Genomic DNA, 16702 nt, shown 5'->3' with positions numbered 1-16702 from the left:
AGGGATGGCGATGCAAACCACGCTCATCGACGCCCGTTGGCTGTCGGAGAACCTGTCGCGCGCCGATGTCGTGCTGCTCGATTGCAGCTGGTATCTGCCGGCGATGAACCGCGATGCCGAGGCCGAATATGCGCAGGGCCATATCCCCGGCGCGCAGCGGTTCGACTTCGATCATGACTTCGCGCTGCCGGGCACGGACCTGCCGCATATGCTGCCCACGCCTGAGGCTTTCGAGGCCGGCGTGCGCGCCCTCGGCATCGGCGCTGCGACGCAGGTGATCTGCTACGACGGCGCGGGCATCTTCGCCGCGCCGCGTGCGTGGTGGATGTTCAAGGCCATGGGTCACGCCGCCGTCGCCGCGCTGGACGGGGGGCTGCCCGCCTGGATCGCCGCCGGGGGCGCGCTGGAAACCGCCCCGCCTGCGCCTCGTGCGCCCGGGGATTTCACCGCTCGACCGGATGCGGCACGGCTCAGCGATGCGGCGGCGGTCAAGGCGGCTCTGGGGCGCGAGGGGAGGGTGATCCTCGATGCCCGTGGTCCCGGACGCTTCGCGGGGCGCGAGCCTGAACCGCGCGCCGGACTGCGCTCGGGCCATATGCCGGGCGCGCGGAACCTGCCGTTCGACCAGCTGCTCAGCGGCGGGCGCTACCGCGATACCAAGGCGCTGCGCGAGGCCTTCGCGGCACGTGGACTGACCGATGCCGGCGCGCTGGTCATCGCCAGCTGTGGATCGGGCGTCACCGCCAGCGTCCTCGCGCTGGGGGCCGAGGCCGCCGGGCTGGGGCCGGTCTCGGTCTATGACGGATCGTGGTCGGAATGGGGGCGCGAGAGCCGCCCGGACCTGCCGGTCGTGCAGGACGACGCGCCATGACCGAGCCTCTGCTCGCCCCTCTCGCCCGGTTCGCGGCGCAGCGTCGCGGACCGGCACCGGGGCAGGATCCGCGGCTGGACGAACGGCTGGAAGCAACGCTGGTCGATTATGCCGGCGCGCTGGTGGCGGGCTTGGGCCATCCCCTCGCCGCGCCCTATCTGCACGCGCTCGGGCCTCAAGCCGGCGAGGCGGGTCCCGCATGGATCGCCGGGCAAACCGCCCGCGCGCCGGTCGAGGCGGCGGCCATGACCAATGCCGCCCTTGCGCATCTGTGGGAGGTCGATGACGCGCATCGCCTCTCGACCTCGCATCCCGGGATCGTCGTGCTGCCGACCGTCTTCGCGCTTGCCTGCACGATGCCGGGGCTGCAAGCCGCCGATCTGCGCGATGCCATCGTCGTGGGCTACGAGGCGGTGCTGCGCGTGGGGGCCTTCCTCGGGCCCGAGCATTACGCGGTCAACCACACCACGGCCACCGCCGGCGCGTTCGGTGCGGCGGCGGCGGCGGGGCGGTTGCTGCGCCTTGATGCCGAGCGGATGCTCTGGGCGCTGGGTCATGCCGGAACGCAGGCGGCGGGGCTGTGGCAGTTCCTCGATGACGGGGCCGGGGCCGCGAAGATGCTGCACGCGGGGCTCGCCGCCCGCGCGGGGCTGACCGCGGCGCGACTGGCGCAGGCCGGGATCCCCGGCGCGGCTCATGTGCTGGAGGGCCCGCGCGGGGCTTTGCGCAGCTGGCAGATCACCGGCGGCGATCCGGCGCTGCTGAGGCCTGAGGGCGAGGAGCGCATCCACGACGTGACGATCAAGGCCTGGCCCACTTGCGGCCAGATGCATTCCGCACTCGATTGCGCCCGCGCCCTGACGCAGAGACCCGATTGGCCCGGTGCCGAGGCGATCCGCTCGGTTGAGGTCGAGGTTCCCTCGGCCGCCCGCGCCATCGCCGGCACTCGCGATCCTCAGACGCTGGCCGAGGCAAAATTCTCCACGAGCTTCTGCATAGCTGCCCTCCTGTCCGGCTTCCCGCCCGACTTCCGCGGCTGCATGCCCCCGCTGCTGACCCGGCCCGTGCCGCGGGCGATGGAGACCAAGGTCAGCCTGTCCTCGCCCCCCGCCTTCGACGCCCGCTTCCCGCGTGAACGCCCGGCGCGGGTCAACGTTACCTTGGCCGACGGCCGTATCCTGACCGAGGAACGCGCCTTCCGCTCGGGCGACCCCGAGGCCCCTTGGGACCGGCCCGCGCTGGCGGGACGGTTGGTCGATGTGCTGGCCCTCGCGCCCGATCACCCCGCCGAGCCCGAGGCGCTGATCCGTTGGGCCCGACGCCTCGCCAGTGCCGAGGGGCCAGCCCCCGATGCCGATGCGCTCGCCGCGCTGATCCCCCTGTCCAGACCCGAGATACCCGCTGCATGAGCCTGACTCCGACCCTCACCCCGCTGCCGCCCCTGCCCGAGGGCTTCGCCGATCAGCTGCGCGCGTCCCTCGGGCCCGCCTGCGTGATCACCGAAGCCGACCGCCTCGCGCCCTTCCTGATCGAGGAACGCGGCCATTTCCGGCCCGATGCCACCATCGTCCTGACCCCCGGCTCGACCGAGGAACTGGCCCGCGCGGTGACGCTCTGTGCCGAGGCGGGCGTGCCGATGGTGCCGGTCGGCGGCAACACGGGCCTCGTCGGCGGGGCAGTGGCGCGGGCGGGCGAGGTGATGATCTCGCTCAAACGCATGAACCGGATCCTCGCCATCGACCCCGTCAATTACACCATGACGGTCGAGGCCGGCTGCGTTCTGGCCGATATCCAGAGGGCGGCCGAGGAGGCGGGTTGCTTGTTTCCCCTGAGCCTCGGGGCCGAGGGCTCGTGCCTGATCGGCGGCAATATCGCCGCGAATGCCGGGGGCACGGGCGTGCTGAAATACGGCAATACCCGCGATCTGGTGCTGGGGCTGGAAGTCGTCCTGCCCGACGGCGAGGTCTGGGACGGGCTCAGGCCGCTGATCAAGGACAACAGCGGCTATTCGCTGAAGAACCTGTTCATCGGCAGCGAGGGCTCGCTGGGCATCGTCACCCGCGCCGTGCTGAAGCTGTTCCCGCGTCCGGTGCAGCAGGAGACGGCGCTCTGTGCGCTGGATTCGGTCGACAAGGTGCTGGCGCTTCTGTCGCTGGCCCGGCGCCTCAGCGGTGACGCGGTGACGATGTTCGAGATGATGGCGCGCTTCCCCTTCGAGATCGTCTGCCGTCATGCCGAGGGGCGCGATCCCTTCGACCGGCCGCATCCGTGGTACGCGCTGATCCAGCTGGGCACGCCCCGGCCCGGCACAGACCTTCGCGCGCAATTCGAGGCGGTGATCGAGACCGCTTGGGAACAGGGGCTGATCATTGACGCGGTCGTCGCGGAATCTCTGGCGCAGGCGCGGGCGCTGACGCAATTGCGCGAAAAGACGCCTGAGGCGCAGAAACGTGCGGGCGCCAGCATCAAGCATGACATCTCGGTCCCCGTCGCGCGCTTCCCAGACTTTGTCACCGAGGCCAGCGCCGCCGTGCTGGCGCTGATCCCCGACGCGCATATCTGCGCCTTCGGCCATGTCGGCGACGGCAATGTGCATTTCAACATCTCGCAGCCTGAGGGGATGGAGCGCGCGGCCTTCCTGTCCCGCTGGTCCGAGGTCAACGAGGCGGTGCATGCCGTGGCCGCGCGGATGCAGGGGGCGATCTCGGCCGAGCATGGGATCGGGCTTTTGAAACGCGACGAGCTCGATGCCTTCCGTGCGCCGGTCGAGACGCGGATGATGCGGGCGATCAAGCAGGCGATCGATCCGGGTGATCTGATGAACCGGGGCAAGTTTCTGGGCCGAACGCCACCGGCCTAGGGCAGCCGCCTGACCGGAAGCTCACTTTGCACCGTGTACCGCGCGCGCTGGTCACGGGGCGTGACGCCATAGGCCAGCCGATACACGCGCGAGAAATGCCCGGCGCTCTCGAAGCCTGAGGCGAAGGCCACTTCGATGATCGACATCTCGGTCTGCATCAGCAGGTTGCGCGCCCGCTCCAGCCGCATCTCGGTGTAGTATTTCTTGGGTGAGGTGTTCAGGTGCCGGCCGAACAACCGCTCCAGCTGCCGGACGGAAATTCCCAGATCGGCCGCGATCACGCTGGGCGTCACCGGTTCATCGATATTGCGGCGCATGATGTCGATGGCGCGGGTCAGGTGCTGGTTGCGCGTGCCCAGCTTCGATTGCAGCGAGACCTTCTGCGCCACGCCGGCATCCCGCGCGGCGGTGTAGAGCATCTGATCGGCCACCGCGACCATCAGGTCATAGCCGTGGTCCCTCTCGATCAAGTGCAGCATCAGATCCGCCGTCGCCGTCCCGCCCGAGGCGGTGATGATCTTCTCATCCGCCACGAAGACATTGCGCACCAGCGGCACCTCGGGGAAGCTTTCGACGAACCCGTCGTGATACTCCCAATGGATCGCCGTGCGGATGCCGTTCAGGAACCCGCCCTTGGCGAGGATATAGGCCCCGGAATCCAGCGCGCCGAGGATGCTCTTGCGCGTCCGCAGGCTATGGCGCAGCGCGGCAATGAGGGGCCCGTGTTCGCGTTTCTGCATATGGATGCCGGACAGCACGAACAGCCGGTCACAGGGCGGAATGTCGGAATAGGCGTGGTGCACCAGCGTCACCGCCTCGTTCGAGGCGGTCGCGGTTTTCCCGTCCAGCGAGGCAAAGGACCAGCTGTAGAGCGGCTTCTCGCTGACCAGATTGGCGATCCGCAGGGGATCGACGGCGCAGGACAGGGCGAGATGGGTATAGCCCTCGACCAAGGCGAAGACGAAATGCTGCGTGCCTGACGGGACAGACATGGCGGACGCTCCGAAAAGGGAAAAGGCCGCGCGGGAGAGGGGACCCCGCGCGGCCAGACAGCGATGTGCGCGAGGGGCGCGCTTACTCCGCTGCCGCGCGGGCTTCGGCCAGCCAGCTGTCGTAGTCAGCCTGATGGGCCGCGATCCACTCCGAGACGTGACGGTCGATGTCTTCCGAGCTGTCCTCGCCGTTCGACATCAGCAGGTTCTGGGCCGAAATGTCATTGATGTCGATGCGGGCCACCGAGAGCAGCGTCGCGGCAGCGGGGTTTGCCGCAAGGAACTCGTCACGGGCCAGCGTGTACATCGTGTCGACGGCGAAACCGATGTTGGTGCCGTTGAAGGTGGTGTCCGCCTCGACGCCGTCCGGCAGCGAGGTGTAGGGGACCGAGATCCATTCCACATCCGTGCCCGGCACCAGCGCGCCCGAAACCCAGTAGGGCGTCCAGGTGAAGTACAGGATCGGCTCGCCGTTCTCATGGCGGGCGATGGCGTCGGCCATCAGCGCGTTATAGGCGCCTTGGTTGTGGGTGACGGTGTCGCGCAGGCCGTATTCGTCCAGGTGATGCTCGATCACACGCTCGCAGCCCCAACCCGGAACGCAACCGGCCAGATCCGCGGTGCCGTCGCCATTGGCGTCGAACAGGGCGGCAACGGCCGGGTCGGCCAGCTGGCTCAGGTCGTGGATGCCGGTGTCATAGGTGGCCTTGTCGATCAGGTAGCCCTGCACCAGACCTTCGACCAGCGGGCCGACGCGCTCCAGCACGTCATCGCCACCGGATTCCTGGAAGAAGGCTTCGTGCAGCGTGCCCCAATGGATCGGGTAGAAATCCGCGTCGCCGGTGCCGACGGCGAGATGCGCCGTCTGGATCTCGGTCTGCAGCGGCTCGGCGACGGTGTAGCCCAGATCCTCCAGCGCGCGGAACAGGATGCGGCTCTGGAAATATTCCTCGGCAATGAGGCCGACGACGGGGCGAACGGTGACGCCTTCGCCGGGGGTGTCGTTGGCCAGCGCAGGCCCGGCCGCAAGGGCAAGGGCGATGGCAGTCATGGTGGTGTATTTCAGCATGGTAGTCTCCCTGGTCTTGTCGTTGTGGGGGTGGATGAACGTCAGGCTTTGCGGAACGGGGCCGAGATCAGGCCGATCGGGCCCACCTCGAACCAGCGGCGATGGCCACGGGCGCGGCCGGACTGGCCGATGCCTTGGGTGATGCGGTCGAGGACGATGGCGAGGATCACGATGCCCAGACCGCCGACGATGGCCTTGCCGGCGTCAAGGCGGCCCATGGCACGCAGCACCTCGTTGCCGAGCCCGCCGACCGAGATCATCGAGGCGATCACCACCATCGACAGGGCCATCATGATGGTCTGGTTCACGCCGGCCATGATCGTCGGCATGGCCAGCGGCAGCTCGACCTTGAACAGCACCTGTTTGGGGCTGGCACCGAAGGCCCGGGCGGCCTCAACCACGCTGGGGTTCACGCCGCGGATCCCCAGCGAGGTCAAGCGCACCAACGGCGGCAGGGCGAAGATCACGGTGACGATCACGCCGGCGACGTTGCCGATGCCGATCAGCATGACCACGGGGACGAGGTACACGAAGGCCGGGATCGTCTGCATCAGGTCGAGAAGCGGGCGCAGCACGGCCTCGAACCGGTCGGATTTGCCGGCCAGCGTGCCCAGCGGAAGGCCGATCAGGAAGCACACGATCACCGCGGCGACGACAATCGCCAGCGTGGTCATTGCGAGGCCCCAGGCATGCGGCGACAGAAGGCCCAGCACGGTCAACGCGACACCCACGGTGATCGCCACCCGGGCCGAGGCCAGCTGCCACGCGATCAGCACGATGATCAGCAGCATCAGCAGCGGCGGCACCGCGTTGAAGGCGTGATCGACGCTGACGATCCCGGTGTTGAGCACATCCTTGATCGGCTGGATCATCGAGCGGTTGGCAATCGCCCAGCGTTTCACGCCATCGGCGATGTCCGCGATGCCAAGGTCGATCAGGGCGAAGGGGTCGAGAAGGCTGTTCAGGAATTCCATGGGCGCCCTCCTCAGGCCGCAGCCGGAGCGAGATCGCCCCGCACCCCGCGCAACAGCGCGGTTTTCGTGACGATGCCGATGGCCTTGCCGTCTTGCATGACTGCAATCGGGTCCGGCGAGGCGATCGACAGGTCGACCAGCTCATTGAGAAGCGCCTCGGGGCGGGCCTGCGACCACGATGCCGTGGCGGCCGGTCCCTCGCGCTGTTCCCAGGCGGCGACGGGCTCCATGATCTTGGCCGCGGTGACGAGGCCCAGCTTGGAAATGCCCGCCACGAAATCCGCGACATAGGCGTCGGCGGGGGCGGTGACGATGTCCTCGGGCGTGCCGATCTGCACCAGCTCACCATCCTTCATGATGGCGATGCGGTGGCCGATGCGGATCGCCTCGTCGAGGTCATGGGTGATGAAAAGCGTCGTCTTGTGCATCTCGGCCGAGAGGGCCATGAACTGGTCCTGCAACTGCCGGCGGATCAGCGGGTCGAGCGCCGAGAAGGGCTCGTCCATCAGCAGGATCGCGGGATCGGCGGCGATAGCGCGGGCCAGACCCACGCGCTGCTGCATCCCACCCGACAGCTCGTCGGGATATTTCGCTTCCCAACCCTTCAGATCGACCGCCTCGATGGCGCGCAGGGCGCTGCGGCGACGCTCGGCCTTGTCGAAGCCGCGCACTTCCTGACTGAAGGCCACGTTCTGCAGCACGTTGCGATGCGGCATCAGCGCCATGCTCTGGAACACCATGCCGATCTTCTCGGCCCGCATCTGACGCAGATCGGCATTGGACAGCGCGTTCACGTCGCGCCCTTCGATCATGATCTTGCCGGCGGTCGGCTCGATCAGGCGGTTGATATGGCGGATCAGCGTCGACTTGCCCGAGCCCGACAGTCCCATGATGCAGAAGATCTCGCCGCGGGCGACATCGAACGAGGCATCGCGCACGCCCACCACGCAATCGAAGCGGTCGCGGACCTCTTCCTTGCTCAGGCCGTGCTCTCGCACGCTGCGCATCGCCTCGTCGGCGCGTTTTCCAAAGATCTTCCAGATCCCTTCGCAGCGGATCACGGGCTCGGCACTGGGTGTGTTCATGCAGGTTCTCCTTGCACAATGCAAAGCATGAAACTTCTTAGTAGACAATATGTATTTTCTACGACTACAAAGAAATCGAGATATCTGCCGCTGAGGGGCCTCAGGCCCGCAGACATCAATGGAGGCAGGACATGAGCGACGAATCGAAAAGCCGGAAGACGATCTGCATCGAGGATCTGAAGCGCCGCGTGCTGACGCAGGAGCTGGAGCCGGGCGTCTATCTCGACGAGACGCAGCTGGCCGAGGAATACAACCTGTCCCGCCCGCCCCTGCGCGAGGTCCTGCGCGAGCTGGCCGGTGAAGGCTATGTCGTGCTGCACCAGAATCGCGGCGCGCAGGTTTCGCCGATGACGCACAAGACGCTGCGCAACTTCTTCGTCGCCGCGCCGATGATCTATTCCGCCACCTGCCGTCTGGCCGCCCTGCACGCCCGCGCGCCGCAAATCATGCGCCTGAAGGACACGCAAATGCTGTTCCGCGCCGCGATCCGCGACGGCGACACCGTGCAGCGCGCGCTGATGAACGAGCGTTTCCACGCCCAGATCGGCGAGATGGCGGACAACGAATACCTGATGCCCAGCCTGCGCCGCCTGCTGATCGATCACACGCGCATCGCCATGACCTTCTACAGCCCGCGCACGCCGACGATGGCGGATCAGCGGTCGGTCGCGGCGGACCAGCATGACGAGTTCATCGCGCTGATCGAGGCGGGTTCCGCCGATGCGGCCGGTGATCTGGCCATCGCCCATTGGGAGCTCTCACGCGCTGAGATCGAGAGCTTCGTCACCCCGGAAAGCATGTCCATCCCGCTCGGCCAGGCGCCGGGCGCTCGACAGTCGAGAGGAGCTTCATGAACTTCGACGGCATCCACACGCCGGTCATCACCCCGTATCGGGAGGATGGCAGCATCGACCGCGACGCTTTCGTCGCGGCCATCGAGCACCTGATCGCCTCGGGCGTTCATGGCATCATCAACGGCGGGTCGACGGGCGAATATTACGCCCAGACCATGGACGAGCGCATCGAGCTCGCCACGCTGGCCAAGGAGGTCATCGGCGACCGCGTGCCGCTGATGGTGGGCACCGTGGCGATCCGGCTGGAGGATTCGATCCTCATGGCCGAGACGGCCGCGAAGATCGGGGCCTCGGCCATTCTGGTCGGCTCGCCGCCCTATTCGGTGCCGACCGAGCGTGAGAATGCCCTCAATGCGCTGGCCATCGACCGCGCAGCCGATCTGCCGATCATGCTGTACAACTACCCGGGCCGCATGGGCATCAACATGGGCGAGGAATTCCTCGACCGCGTGGGCCGTTCCGCCAACTTCCAGGCGATCAAGGAATCTTCGGGCGATATCAACCGCGTGCACCTTCTGGCCCGCGACTATCCGCATATCCAAATGGCCTGCGGCATGGACGATCAGGCGCTGGAATTCTTCGCCTGGGGTGGTCGAAGCTGGGTCTGCGGCGGCTCGAACTTCCTGCCGGCCGAGCATATCGCGCTCTACAAGGCCTGCGCCGTCGAGGGCGATTTCGCCAAGGGCCGCCAGATCATGTCGGCGCTGATGCCGCTTATGCGGGTGCTCGAGCAGGGCGGCAAGTTCATTCAGTGCATCAAATACGGTGTCGAGATGCAGGGCCTTTATGCCGGCCCGCCCCGCGCGCCGCTGAAGGCATTGAACAAGGATGACAAACGGCAGCTGGAACAGGTGGTGCGGGTTCTGAAACGCACCATCGCCGAGATCGAGGCGGAGTGAGAGACATGAGCGAGCTTCTGACCACCGAGGAATACAAGGCGATCGCCGCCGGTCTTTCGATCCCGACGCAGGCCTTCATCGACGGCAAGTTCCGTCCGGCGCTGTCGGGCAAGACCTTCGACGCCGTGAACCCCGCCACCGGCGCGGTGATCGCCAAGGTCGCCGCCTGCGGCTCGGCGGATGTCGATCTGGCGGTGGAAAAGGCGCGCGATGCCTTCGAGGACGGCCGCTGGTCGCGCCTGCATCCGCGCGACCGCAAGGAGGTGCTGATCCGCCTCGCCAAGCTTTTGAAGCGCAACGCGCGCGAGCTGGCGGTGCTGGAATCGCTCGATTCCGGCAAGACGATCTATGATTGCGAGACCGTGGACGTCCCCGAGACGATCCATTGCCTGACCTGGCACGCCGAACTGATCGACAAGATCTACGATCAGGTCAGCCCGGCCTCGGACGACCACATCGCCATGATCGTGCGCGAGCCGGTCGGCGTGGTGGGTCTGGTCCTGCCGTGGAACTTCCCGCTGCTGATGCTGGCGTGGAAGATCGGACCGGCGCTGGCTGCCGGCTGCTCGGTGGTGGTGAAACCGGCCGAGGAAACCAGCATCACCGCCCTGCGCGTCGCTGAACTGGCGATGGAAGCGGGCGTGCCGGCCGGCGTGTTCAACGTCGTGCCCGGCACCGGCCCCGAGGTCGGCGAGCCGCTCGGCCGTCACATGGATGTCGATGCCGTCAGCTTCACGGGTTCGACCGAGACCGGCCGCCGCTTCCTGCGCTACGCCGCCGAATCGAACCTGAAGGAAGTCACGCTCGAGATGGGCGGCAAGAACCCGGCGGTGGTGCTGGACGATGCCGAGAACCTCGACCGTGTGGCCGCGCATGTCGTCAACGGTGCGTTCTGGAACATGGGCGAGAACTGCTCGGCCTCGTCGCGGCTGATCGTGCAGAAGGGCATCAAGGACGAGCTCCTGAAACGCATCGTCGCCCATGCCCGCGAATGGCCGGTCGGCGATCCGCTGAACCCGGAAAACCGCGTCGGCGCGCTGGTCTCGACCGCGCATTTCGACAAGGTCAGCTCCTATCTAGGCAAGGGCGGCAAGGTCGTCTTGGGCGGCGGTGCGAAGGACGGGTTTGTCGAGCCGACGATCCTCGACATCGCCGACCGCAATGACCCTTGTGTGCGCGAAGAGATCTTCGGCCCGGTCCTGTCGGTGCTGACGGTCGAGAATGTCGACGAGGCCATCGCGCTGGCCAATGACACCGAATACGGCCTCGCGGCCTCGGTGTTCAGCGGCAATGCCAAGCGGGCGATCCGGGCGGCACGCGCAATCCGCGCCGGCACCGTCACCGTCAACAGCTTCGGCGAGGGCGACAACACCACGCCCTTCGGCGGCTTTAAGCAATCGGGCTTCGGCGGGCGGGACAACGGCATCCACGCGCATGACCAGTACACGCAGCTGAAGACGATCTGGCTGGACCTGAGCGACGATGCCGATGAGGCCGTCGAGTGACACACTATTCCGCGCGGCGGCTTCCGCTGCAAAGGGGCGTCGCCGCGTGGAACGCCCTGCTTCCGGCCCGTCAGGGGACGGAGGCTCTGACGGGCGCGATCACCGCCGATGTGGTGGTGGTCGGCGCCGGTTTCGCCGGTCTCTCCGCCGCGCGGCGTCTGAAGCAGCTCGATCCCGCCCTGCGGGTCGTGGTACTGGAGGCCGGGCGGGTGGCCGAGGGCGCGGCGGGCCGCAACTCGGGCTTCATGATCGACCTGCCGCATGAACTGACCTCAGAGGATTACTCGGGCGGTGGCGACGACCGCGCGGTGATCGACCTCAACCGGCAGGCCATCGGCTTTGCTGGTGAGGCGGTCGAGGCCTACGGCATGGCCCCCGGCGTCTTCGACCGGGCGGGCAAGATCAACGGCGCGGTCAGCGCGGCGGCGGTCGCGCATAACCGCAGCTATGCCGATCACCTCGCCTCGCTAGGTGAGACCAGCACCCTGCTCGACGCGCAACAGATGGCCGAGGTCACCGGCTCGCGGCACTATGCCTCGGGCCTCTACACGCCGGGCACGGTGATGCTGCAGCCCGCCGCCTATGTGCGCGGGTTGGCCGAGGGGCTGATGCGGGACGGGGTTGTCCTGCATGAGAACAGCCCTGTCACCGGCTTTGAAAAGCAAGGCACGGGCTGGCGCGTCGCCACCCAGCAGGGGCAGGTCAGCGCCGGTAAAGTGATCCTGACCGTCAACGGCCATCTCGAGAGCTTCGGCTTCGAGAAGGGGCGGCTGATGCAGCTGTTTCTCTATGCCGTCATCACGCCCGAGCTGGGTCCGGAGGCGCTGAAACGCCTCGGCGGCCAGCCGCGCTGGGGCATCACGCCCTCGGACCCGATGGGCACCACGGTGCGCCGGATCGACAGTGGCCAAGGCGGCAACCGGATCGTGACGCGGACCTGTGCAACGCTCCGCCCCGGGATGCGTGTCTCGCAGGGCGATCTGGATCGCGCCGCGCGGATCATGCAGCGCAAGTTCGACCAACGCTTCCCGGCGCTCGCCGGTATGAAGATGGAGAACGCCTGGGCCGGGCATCTGTGCCTGTCGATGAACAGCGTCGCCGTTGCACGGCAGCTGGACGAAGGCGTCTTCTCGGGCTGTGTGCAAAATGGCCTCGGCACCGCGCGCGGCACGCTGACGGGCATCTGCGCGGCGGAACTGGCGATGGGCACCGAGACCGCGATCACCCGCCATTTCACCGCCGAGGCCCGCCCCTCCAAACTGCCGCCGCAGCCCTTCAAGGAGATGGGCGCGAATGCCGTGCTGCGCTGGCGCGAGTGGAAAGCGCGCGACGAGTAACGCCCGATCCGGCGCGGCGGCCCGCGTGACGCCAGACTTGCGCTGGACCGGGCGCTCCTTGATCATGGGACAGAACGCGCGGCCCTGACCGGAGGCCGCGCAAGGCAGGATTGGCGATGATGGGACTTGGATCACAGGCGATTGCGACGGTGCCCCGTGGGGCGGCCTGTGCGGTCGTCACCAACGCCAAACCCACGCGCAGCTTCCATTTCGCCCTGCTGCCCGGCTTCACCCTGCTGGCTTTCAGCTCGGCCGTCGAGCCGCTGCGGATCGCCAACCAGCTGTCGCAACTGCCGCTCTATCGCTGGACCGTCGTGTCAGAGGCCGGCGGTCCCGTGGAAAGCTCTTCGGGGATCGTGGTCGAGACCGCGGCGATCGCCAAGGATCTCGATGACGCCGAGTCCCTGCTGGTTTGCGGCGGCATCCAGCCCGGCGCCCGCAACGCCCCCCGCATCGCCGCTGCCGTCACACGCCATCTGCGCCATGGCGGGACGGTCGGCGGCGTCTGCACCGGCGCCTTCCTGCTGGCCAAGGCGGGTCTGTTGGGGCAACGGCGCTTCACCCTGCATTGGGAGAACCAGGCCGGTTTCGCCGAACGCTTCCCCGACCTCAGCCCCACCGGCGCCCGGTTTGAGATCGACGGCCCGGTGATGACCTGCGGCGGCGGGGCGGCGGCGACCGACATGATGCTGGCGATCATCGCGCAGGATTACGGCACGGAATTCGCCGCGACGGTGTCGGACATGTGCCTGCGCTCGGCGACGACGGCGGGCAGCGACGGGCAACGCGGATCGCTCAGCGCGCGGATGGCGATGCGCAAGCCCGTGTTGGTCGAGATCATCCGGCTGATGGCCGCGAACCTCGAAGATCCGATGAGCATGGACCAGCTGGCCGCCCGCGCCGGCTATTCCCGCCGGCATTTGGAGCGGATGTTCGACAGCGCCTTCGGCGAGGCTCCGGGGCAATACTACCTCGGGCTGCGGCTGGATCATGCGCGCAAGCTTCTGTGCGATACCGAAATGACGCTCATGCAGATCTCGCAGGCGACCGGCTTCACCTCGGTCGCGCATTTCTCGCGTTGCTTCAAGAAGCGGTTCGGCCGCAGCCCCAGCAAGCTGATGGGCTATGCCTCGACCCTGCCGCCGGTGGCGTTGGCAACCTTGGCCGCCGCGCGCGACACCGGCGTCTGACCTGCAAGCAAGCGACGACTGGTCTTTCCCTGTTCCGCGCTGCTACGTCGCTGGACGTGGGCACAGTGATGCAGATGCAGGTCCGGCGCGGCAGCAGCCAAGAGGCGCGTGAACCCGACTGATCCACGCGGCACCACGCCGTGCACGACCCAGCACACCGGGATCACCGCGGCAGGCGCCGGGTGATCCCGTTTGCATTGACGCCATGCGCTCTTTGCCTGCGATTCCCTCGGCAATTTTCCAAGTTTGAGCGTTTCCATCGCGCGATGGGGCGAGAAATGCTGCTTGGGCAGGCAATTTTCAAAGCGAAAACAAGCGCCATCACGATTCCATGACACCTGCATGATTTTTTTGTTGTCATCGACAATTGTCATCGACAACAATTAGATTAACCCAAGGTAAGGTTCGCGTGATGTCTGATCCCTCCCCGCCTCTGACGCCCCCGCAGGATTGCTATGACGAGATCAATCTCGACTGCCTGACGGATGCGATCAGCTATTACGTCCGGGTCCTGAACCTCTGGGTGTCGCGGGATCTGGAGAAGAAGTTCCACGGCCTTCCCGTGGCGGGGGGCACCGGCAAGATCTCGACGTTGTTCATCGTCAAGCATCAACCGGGGATCACCGCCTCCGAGATCACCCAGTTCGCCGGCAAGGACGCCCCGGCGATGACGCGGCTCATCGACAAGCTGACTGTGGACGGCCTCTTGGAGCGCCGCGCAGACCCGGAAACGCGCCGCCGTCAGCAATTGTACATCACGCCGGCCGGCGAGACGGTTCTGGAAACGGTGCGCGACATCGTTCTGGACGAGCCGCAGGATGCCTTCTGGATGCTCACCCCCGAAGAACATGCACAGACGGTCTCCCTGCTGCGCAAGATCTGCGCCGGCTACGTCGAACGTCAGGGCGGCATGGACTGGAAGCGGAAGTCAAGATGAACGCGCGCGTCCTTCTTCTCACCGGCGGATCGCGCGGGATCGGGCGGGCCATCGCCGTCGAAGCAATCCGGCGTGGCTGGATCGTCTCGATGGGGCTGCGCAATCCGACCCTGCCGGACGGAAATTGGCCCGACGACCGTACCGAAACCGTGCCTTATGACGCCGAAACCGGCGGCGAGGCCGATTGGGTCGCCGGCGTTCTGGAGCGTCATGGCCGCATCGATGCCGTTGTCGCCTGCGCCGGGCTTCTGGACCACGACAGCATCGTCACTGCGGACGACGCCCGGGTGAAGCGCCTGTTCGAGGTCAATGCCCATGCCCCTCGCCGGCTGGCGGCAGCCGCGTGGGAGCCGTTGAAGCGGTCGGGACAAGGACGGGTGATCGTCATGGCCTCGCTGTCGGGCAAGCGGGTGAAGTCGTCGCGCTCGGGCCTCTATGCCTATTCCAAGTTCGCGGCCGTCGGGCTGGCCCATGCCTTGCGGCACGAGGGCTGGAGCCATGGCATCCGCGCAACCGCGATCTGCCCCGGCTTTGTCGCCACCGAAATGGGTGCGCAGGCTGCCTCTGACACGTTTCCGGCCGAGGCGATGACCCAGGTCGGCGATCTGGCCACGCTGACCCTCGATACGATCGAGCGGCCCGGCAGCCTCTGCCAGGCGGAAATCACACTGAACTGCCAACTCGACGGAATATTCTGATGCCCGGACCTCGCGTGACCCCTGTCCATGGTGACGATGCCCTCCCCGCCAAGGTGGATGTGGTGGTGATCGGTGGTGGCATCATCGGCACCTCGACGGCGCTGGAACTCAGCGAGCGGGGTCTGCGCGTCGCGCTTTGCGAGAAGGGCGGGATCGGGCAGGAGCCAAGCTCGCGCAACTGGGGCTGGGTCCGTATCTCGCGCCGCGACCCGCGCGAAATCCCCCTGATGGCCGAAGCCCTGCGCCTGTGGCCGCATCTGGCCGAGCGCACCGGGCGAGAACTGGGATACCGGCAGTCGGGCATCATGTTCTCGTGCCGAAGCGAGGCCGAGATGGAACGCTATGGTCGCTGGGCAAAGCACCTGGAACCGTATCAGCTGGACAGCCGCATCGTGTCGGGTGCGGAATTCGACGCGGTGATGCCGGGCTGCAACGAGCCGGTGAAGGGCGGATTGTTCACGGCCTCCGACGGTCGGGCCGAACCCCAGCTTGCGGCCCCCGCCATTGCCGAGGCTGCGCGGGACCGGGGTGCGGTGATCCTGACCGAATGCGCGGTCCGCGGGGTCGAGACCAGCGGAGGTGTCGTCTCAGGGGTTGTGACCGAGCGCGGACCCATCGCCTGTGACGCGGTGGTTCTGGCCGGCGGCGCCTGGTCGCGGCTGTTCACCGGGAACATGGACCTGGATTTTCCGCAGCTGAAAGTGATGAACACCGTGGTGCGGACCGAGCCGCTCGACGGGGGCCCCGAAGCCGCCTACTGGACCCGCGACTTCGCCTTCCGCAAGCGCAAGGACGGCGGCTACACGCTGGCCTCGGGCTCGGTCAATGTGGTGGATGTGGTGCCGGACAGCTTCCGCCTTGCCCTGCGCTACCTGCCGGCCTTGAAGCACCAGTGGCGCGATTTGCGCCTGCGTTTCGGCCCGCGCTTCGCGCAGGAAGCCGGCTATGCGCGGCGCTGGCGGATGGATGAAGCGTCACCCTTCGAATACACCCGTGTGCTGGACCCCAAGCCGCATCCGCGCATCGTGCGACAGACGCTGGACGCGGCGGCGAAAGCATTCCCGGTCTTCGGCAAGGCTAAACCTGCACAAAGCTGGGCAGGCTACATCGATGTCACGCCGGATGCGGTGCCGGTGATCTCGGGCGTGGACGGCAGGCCGGGCTTCTTCATGGCCACGGGCTTTTCGGGCCACGGATTCGGCATCGGCCCCGCCGCCGGCAAGCTGATGGCCGAAATCGTCACCGGCCGACCCACCTGTGTCGATGCATCAGCTTTCCGCTTCTCTCGCTTCACCGATGGCAGCCGATTGGCGCCCGACGACGGCTTTTAACCCGAACGACCCTCTTCGCACCGGCCCCGTCCAGGGATCGGTCTCGAAGCAAGAGCGCGCGAGGAACGACGCGCCCGCCTCTCATCCCACGCCCCTCACC

General features: G+C 67.1%; 16 protein-coding genes. 11 read left to right on the top strand and 5 right to left on the bottom strand.

Annotated features, from left to right (window positions below; all coding sequences use genetic code 11):
* Positions 1–10: 10 nt before the first annotated feature.
* From BCY78_RS03365 to BCY78_RS03355, 3 genes are read left to right on the top strand one after another with little or no spacing between them, the layout of a single operon-like run.
* Positions 11–871, top strand: a complete 861-nt coding sequence (locus BCY78_RS03365) for a sulfurtransferase (protein ID WP_068297870.1) — start codon at positions 11–13, stop codon at positions 869–871.
* Positions 868–2280 (top strand): MmgE/PrpD family protein, encoded by a 1413-nt coding sequence (locus tag BCY78_RS03360; RefSeq protein ID WP_068297867.1) that lies wholly within the window; start codon positions 868–870, stop codon positions 2278–2280. The genes BCY78_RS03365 and BCY78_RS03360 overlap by 4 nt, the downstream gene beginning before the upstream one ends.
* On the top strand, positions 2277–3731 hold the full coding sequence (locus BCY78_RS03355; protein WP_068297866.1) for an FAD-binding oxidoreductase: 1455 nt from the start codon (positions 2277–2279) through the stop codon (positions 3729–3731). The genes BCY78_RS03360 and BCY78_RS03355 overlap by 4 nt, the downstream gene beginning before the upstream one ends.
* On the opposite strand, the gene BCY78_RS03350 is transcribed toward BCY78_RS03355, so the two are convergent.
* The 4 genes from BCY78_RS03350 to BCY78_RS03335 all read right to left on the bottom strand — a co-directional run bounded on the left by BCY78_RS03350 (position 3728) and on the right by BCY78_RS03335 (position 7851).
* Complete coding sequence (locus tag BCY78_RS03350; RefSeq protein ID WP_068297863.1) at positions 3728–4723, bottom strand: GlxA family transcriptional regulator; 996 nt, start codon at positions 4721–4723, stop codon at positions 3728–3730. The two genes, BCY78_RS03355 and BCY78_RS03350, sit on opposite strands and share 4 nt — an antisense overlap.
* An 82-nt stretch (positions 4724–4805) precedes the next feature.
* Positions 4806–5792, bottom strand: a complete 987-nt coding sequence (gene proX, locus BCY78_RS03345; RefSeq protein WP_068297862.1) for a glycine betaine/L-proline ABC transporter substrate-binding protein ProX — start codon at positions 5790–5792, stop codon at positions 4806–4808.
* A gap of 41 nt (positions 5793–5833) precedes the next feature.
* On the bottom strand, positions 5834–6766 hold the full coding sequence (locus BCY78_RS03340; RefSeq protein WP_068297860.1) for a proline/glycine betaine ABC transporter permease: 933 nt from the start codon (positions 6764–6766) through the stop codon (positions 5834–5836).
* Between the two features lie 11 nt (positions 6767–6777).
* Positions 6778–7851 carry a glycine betaine/L-proline ABC transporter ATP-binding protein gene (locus BCY78_RS03335; RefSeq protein WP_068297858.1) on the bottom strand — a complete coding sequence of 358 codons (1074 nt, stop codon included), beginning with the start codon at positions 7849–7851 and terminating at the stop codon, positions 6778–6780.
* Positions 7852–7982: 131 nt separating this feature from the next.
* On the opposite strand from BCY78_RS03335, the gene BCY78_RS03330 reads away from it, so the two are divergent.
* The 5 genes from BCY78_RS03330 to BCY78_RS03310 all read left to right on the top strand — a co-directional run bounded on the left by BCY78_RS03330 (position 7983) and on the right by BCY78_RS03310 (position 13636).
* Positions 7983–8705 carry a GntR family transcriptional regulator gene (locus BCY78_RS03330; protein WP_068297856.1) on the top strand — a complete coding sequence of 241 codons (723 nt, stop codon included), beginning with the start codon at positions 7983–7985 and terminating at the stop codon, positions 8703–8705.
* A complete protein-coding gene (locus BCY78_RS03325) occupies positions 8702–9604 on the top strand; it encodes a dihydrodipicolinate synthase family protein (RefSeq protein ID WP_068297853.1) in 903 nt (300 codons plus the stop codon). Before BCY78_RS03330 ends, BCY78_RS03325 begins: the two co-directional genes overlap by 4 nt.
* Positions 9605–9609: 5 nt before the next feature.
* Complete coding sequence (locus tag BCY78_RS03320; RefSeq protein ID WP_068297851.1) at positions 9610–11109, top strand: aldehyde dehydrogenase; 1500 nt, start codon at positions 9610–9612, stop codon at positions 11107–11109.
* Positions 11106–12446, top strand: coding sequence for an FAD-binding oxidoreductase (locus tag BCY78_RS03315; RefSeq protein WP_068297849.1), 1341 nt, complete (start codon positions 11106–11108; stop codon positions 12444–12446). Before BCY78_RS03320 ends, BCY78_RS03315 begins: the two co-directional genes overlap by 4 nt.
* A 119-nt stretch (positions 12447–12565) precedes the next feature.
* Positions 12566–13636 (top strand): GlxA family transcriptional regulator, encoded by a 1071-nt coding sequence (locus BCY78_RS03310; protein ID WP_068298624.1) that lies wholly within the window; start codon positions 12566–12568, stop codon positions 13634–13636.
* Here the strand turns inward: BCY78_RS03310 and BCY78_RS25160 are convergent.
* Entirely contained in the window at positions 13570–14010 is a 441-nt protein-coding gene (locus tag BCY78_RS25160) for a hypothetical protein (RefSeq protein WP_139103073.1), read from the bottom strand. The genes BCY78_RS03310 and BCY78_RS25160 overlap by 67 nt on opposite strands.
* A gap of 38 nt (positions 14011–14048) precedes the next feature.
* Between BCY78_RS25160 and BCY78_RS03305 the strand changes: the two genes are divergently transcribed.
* From BCY78_RS03305 to BCY78_RS03295, 3 genes are read left to right on the top strand one after another with little or no spacing between them, the layout of a single operon-like run.
* Positions 14049–14573, top strand: coding sequence for a MarR family winged helix-turn-helix transcriptional regulator (locus BCY78_RS03305; protein WP_068297846.1), 525 nt, complete (start codon positions 14049–14051; stop codon positions 14571–14573).
* On the top strand, positions 14570–15271 hold the full coding sequence (locus BCY78_RS03300; protein ID WP_068297843.1) for an SDR family NAD(P)-dependent oxidoreductase: 702 nt from the start codon (positions 14570–14572) through the stop codon (positions 15269–15271). The genes BCY78_RS03305 and BCY78_RS03300 overlap by 4 nt, the downstream gene beginning before the upstream one ends.
* Positions 15271–16602 carry an FAD-binding oxidoreductase gene (locus tag BCY78_RS03295; protein ID WP_068297840.1) on the top strand — a complete coding sequence of 444 codons (1332 nt, stop codon included), beginning with the start codon at positions 15271–15273 and terminating at the stop codon, positions 16600–16602. Before BCY78_RS03300 ends, BCY78_RS03295 begins: the two co-directional genes overlap by 1 nt.
* The last annotated feature ends 100 nt before the right edge of the window (positions 16603–16702 follow it).

This window comes from Pararhodobacter sp. CCB-MM2 (assembly GCF_001691415.1).
In the GTDB taxonomy this organism is placed as follows: domain Bacteria; phylum Pseudomonadota; class Alphaproteobacteria; order Rhodobacterales; family Rhodobacteraceae; genus Pararhodobacter.
The sequence above is the reverse complement of the archived record's forward strand: the minus strand, read 5'-3'. Positions and strand labels throughout refer to the sequence as shown.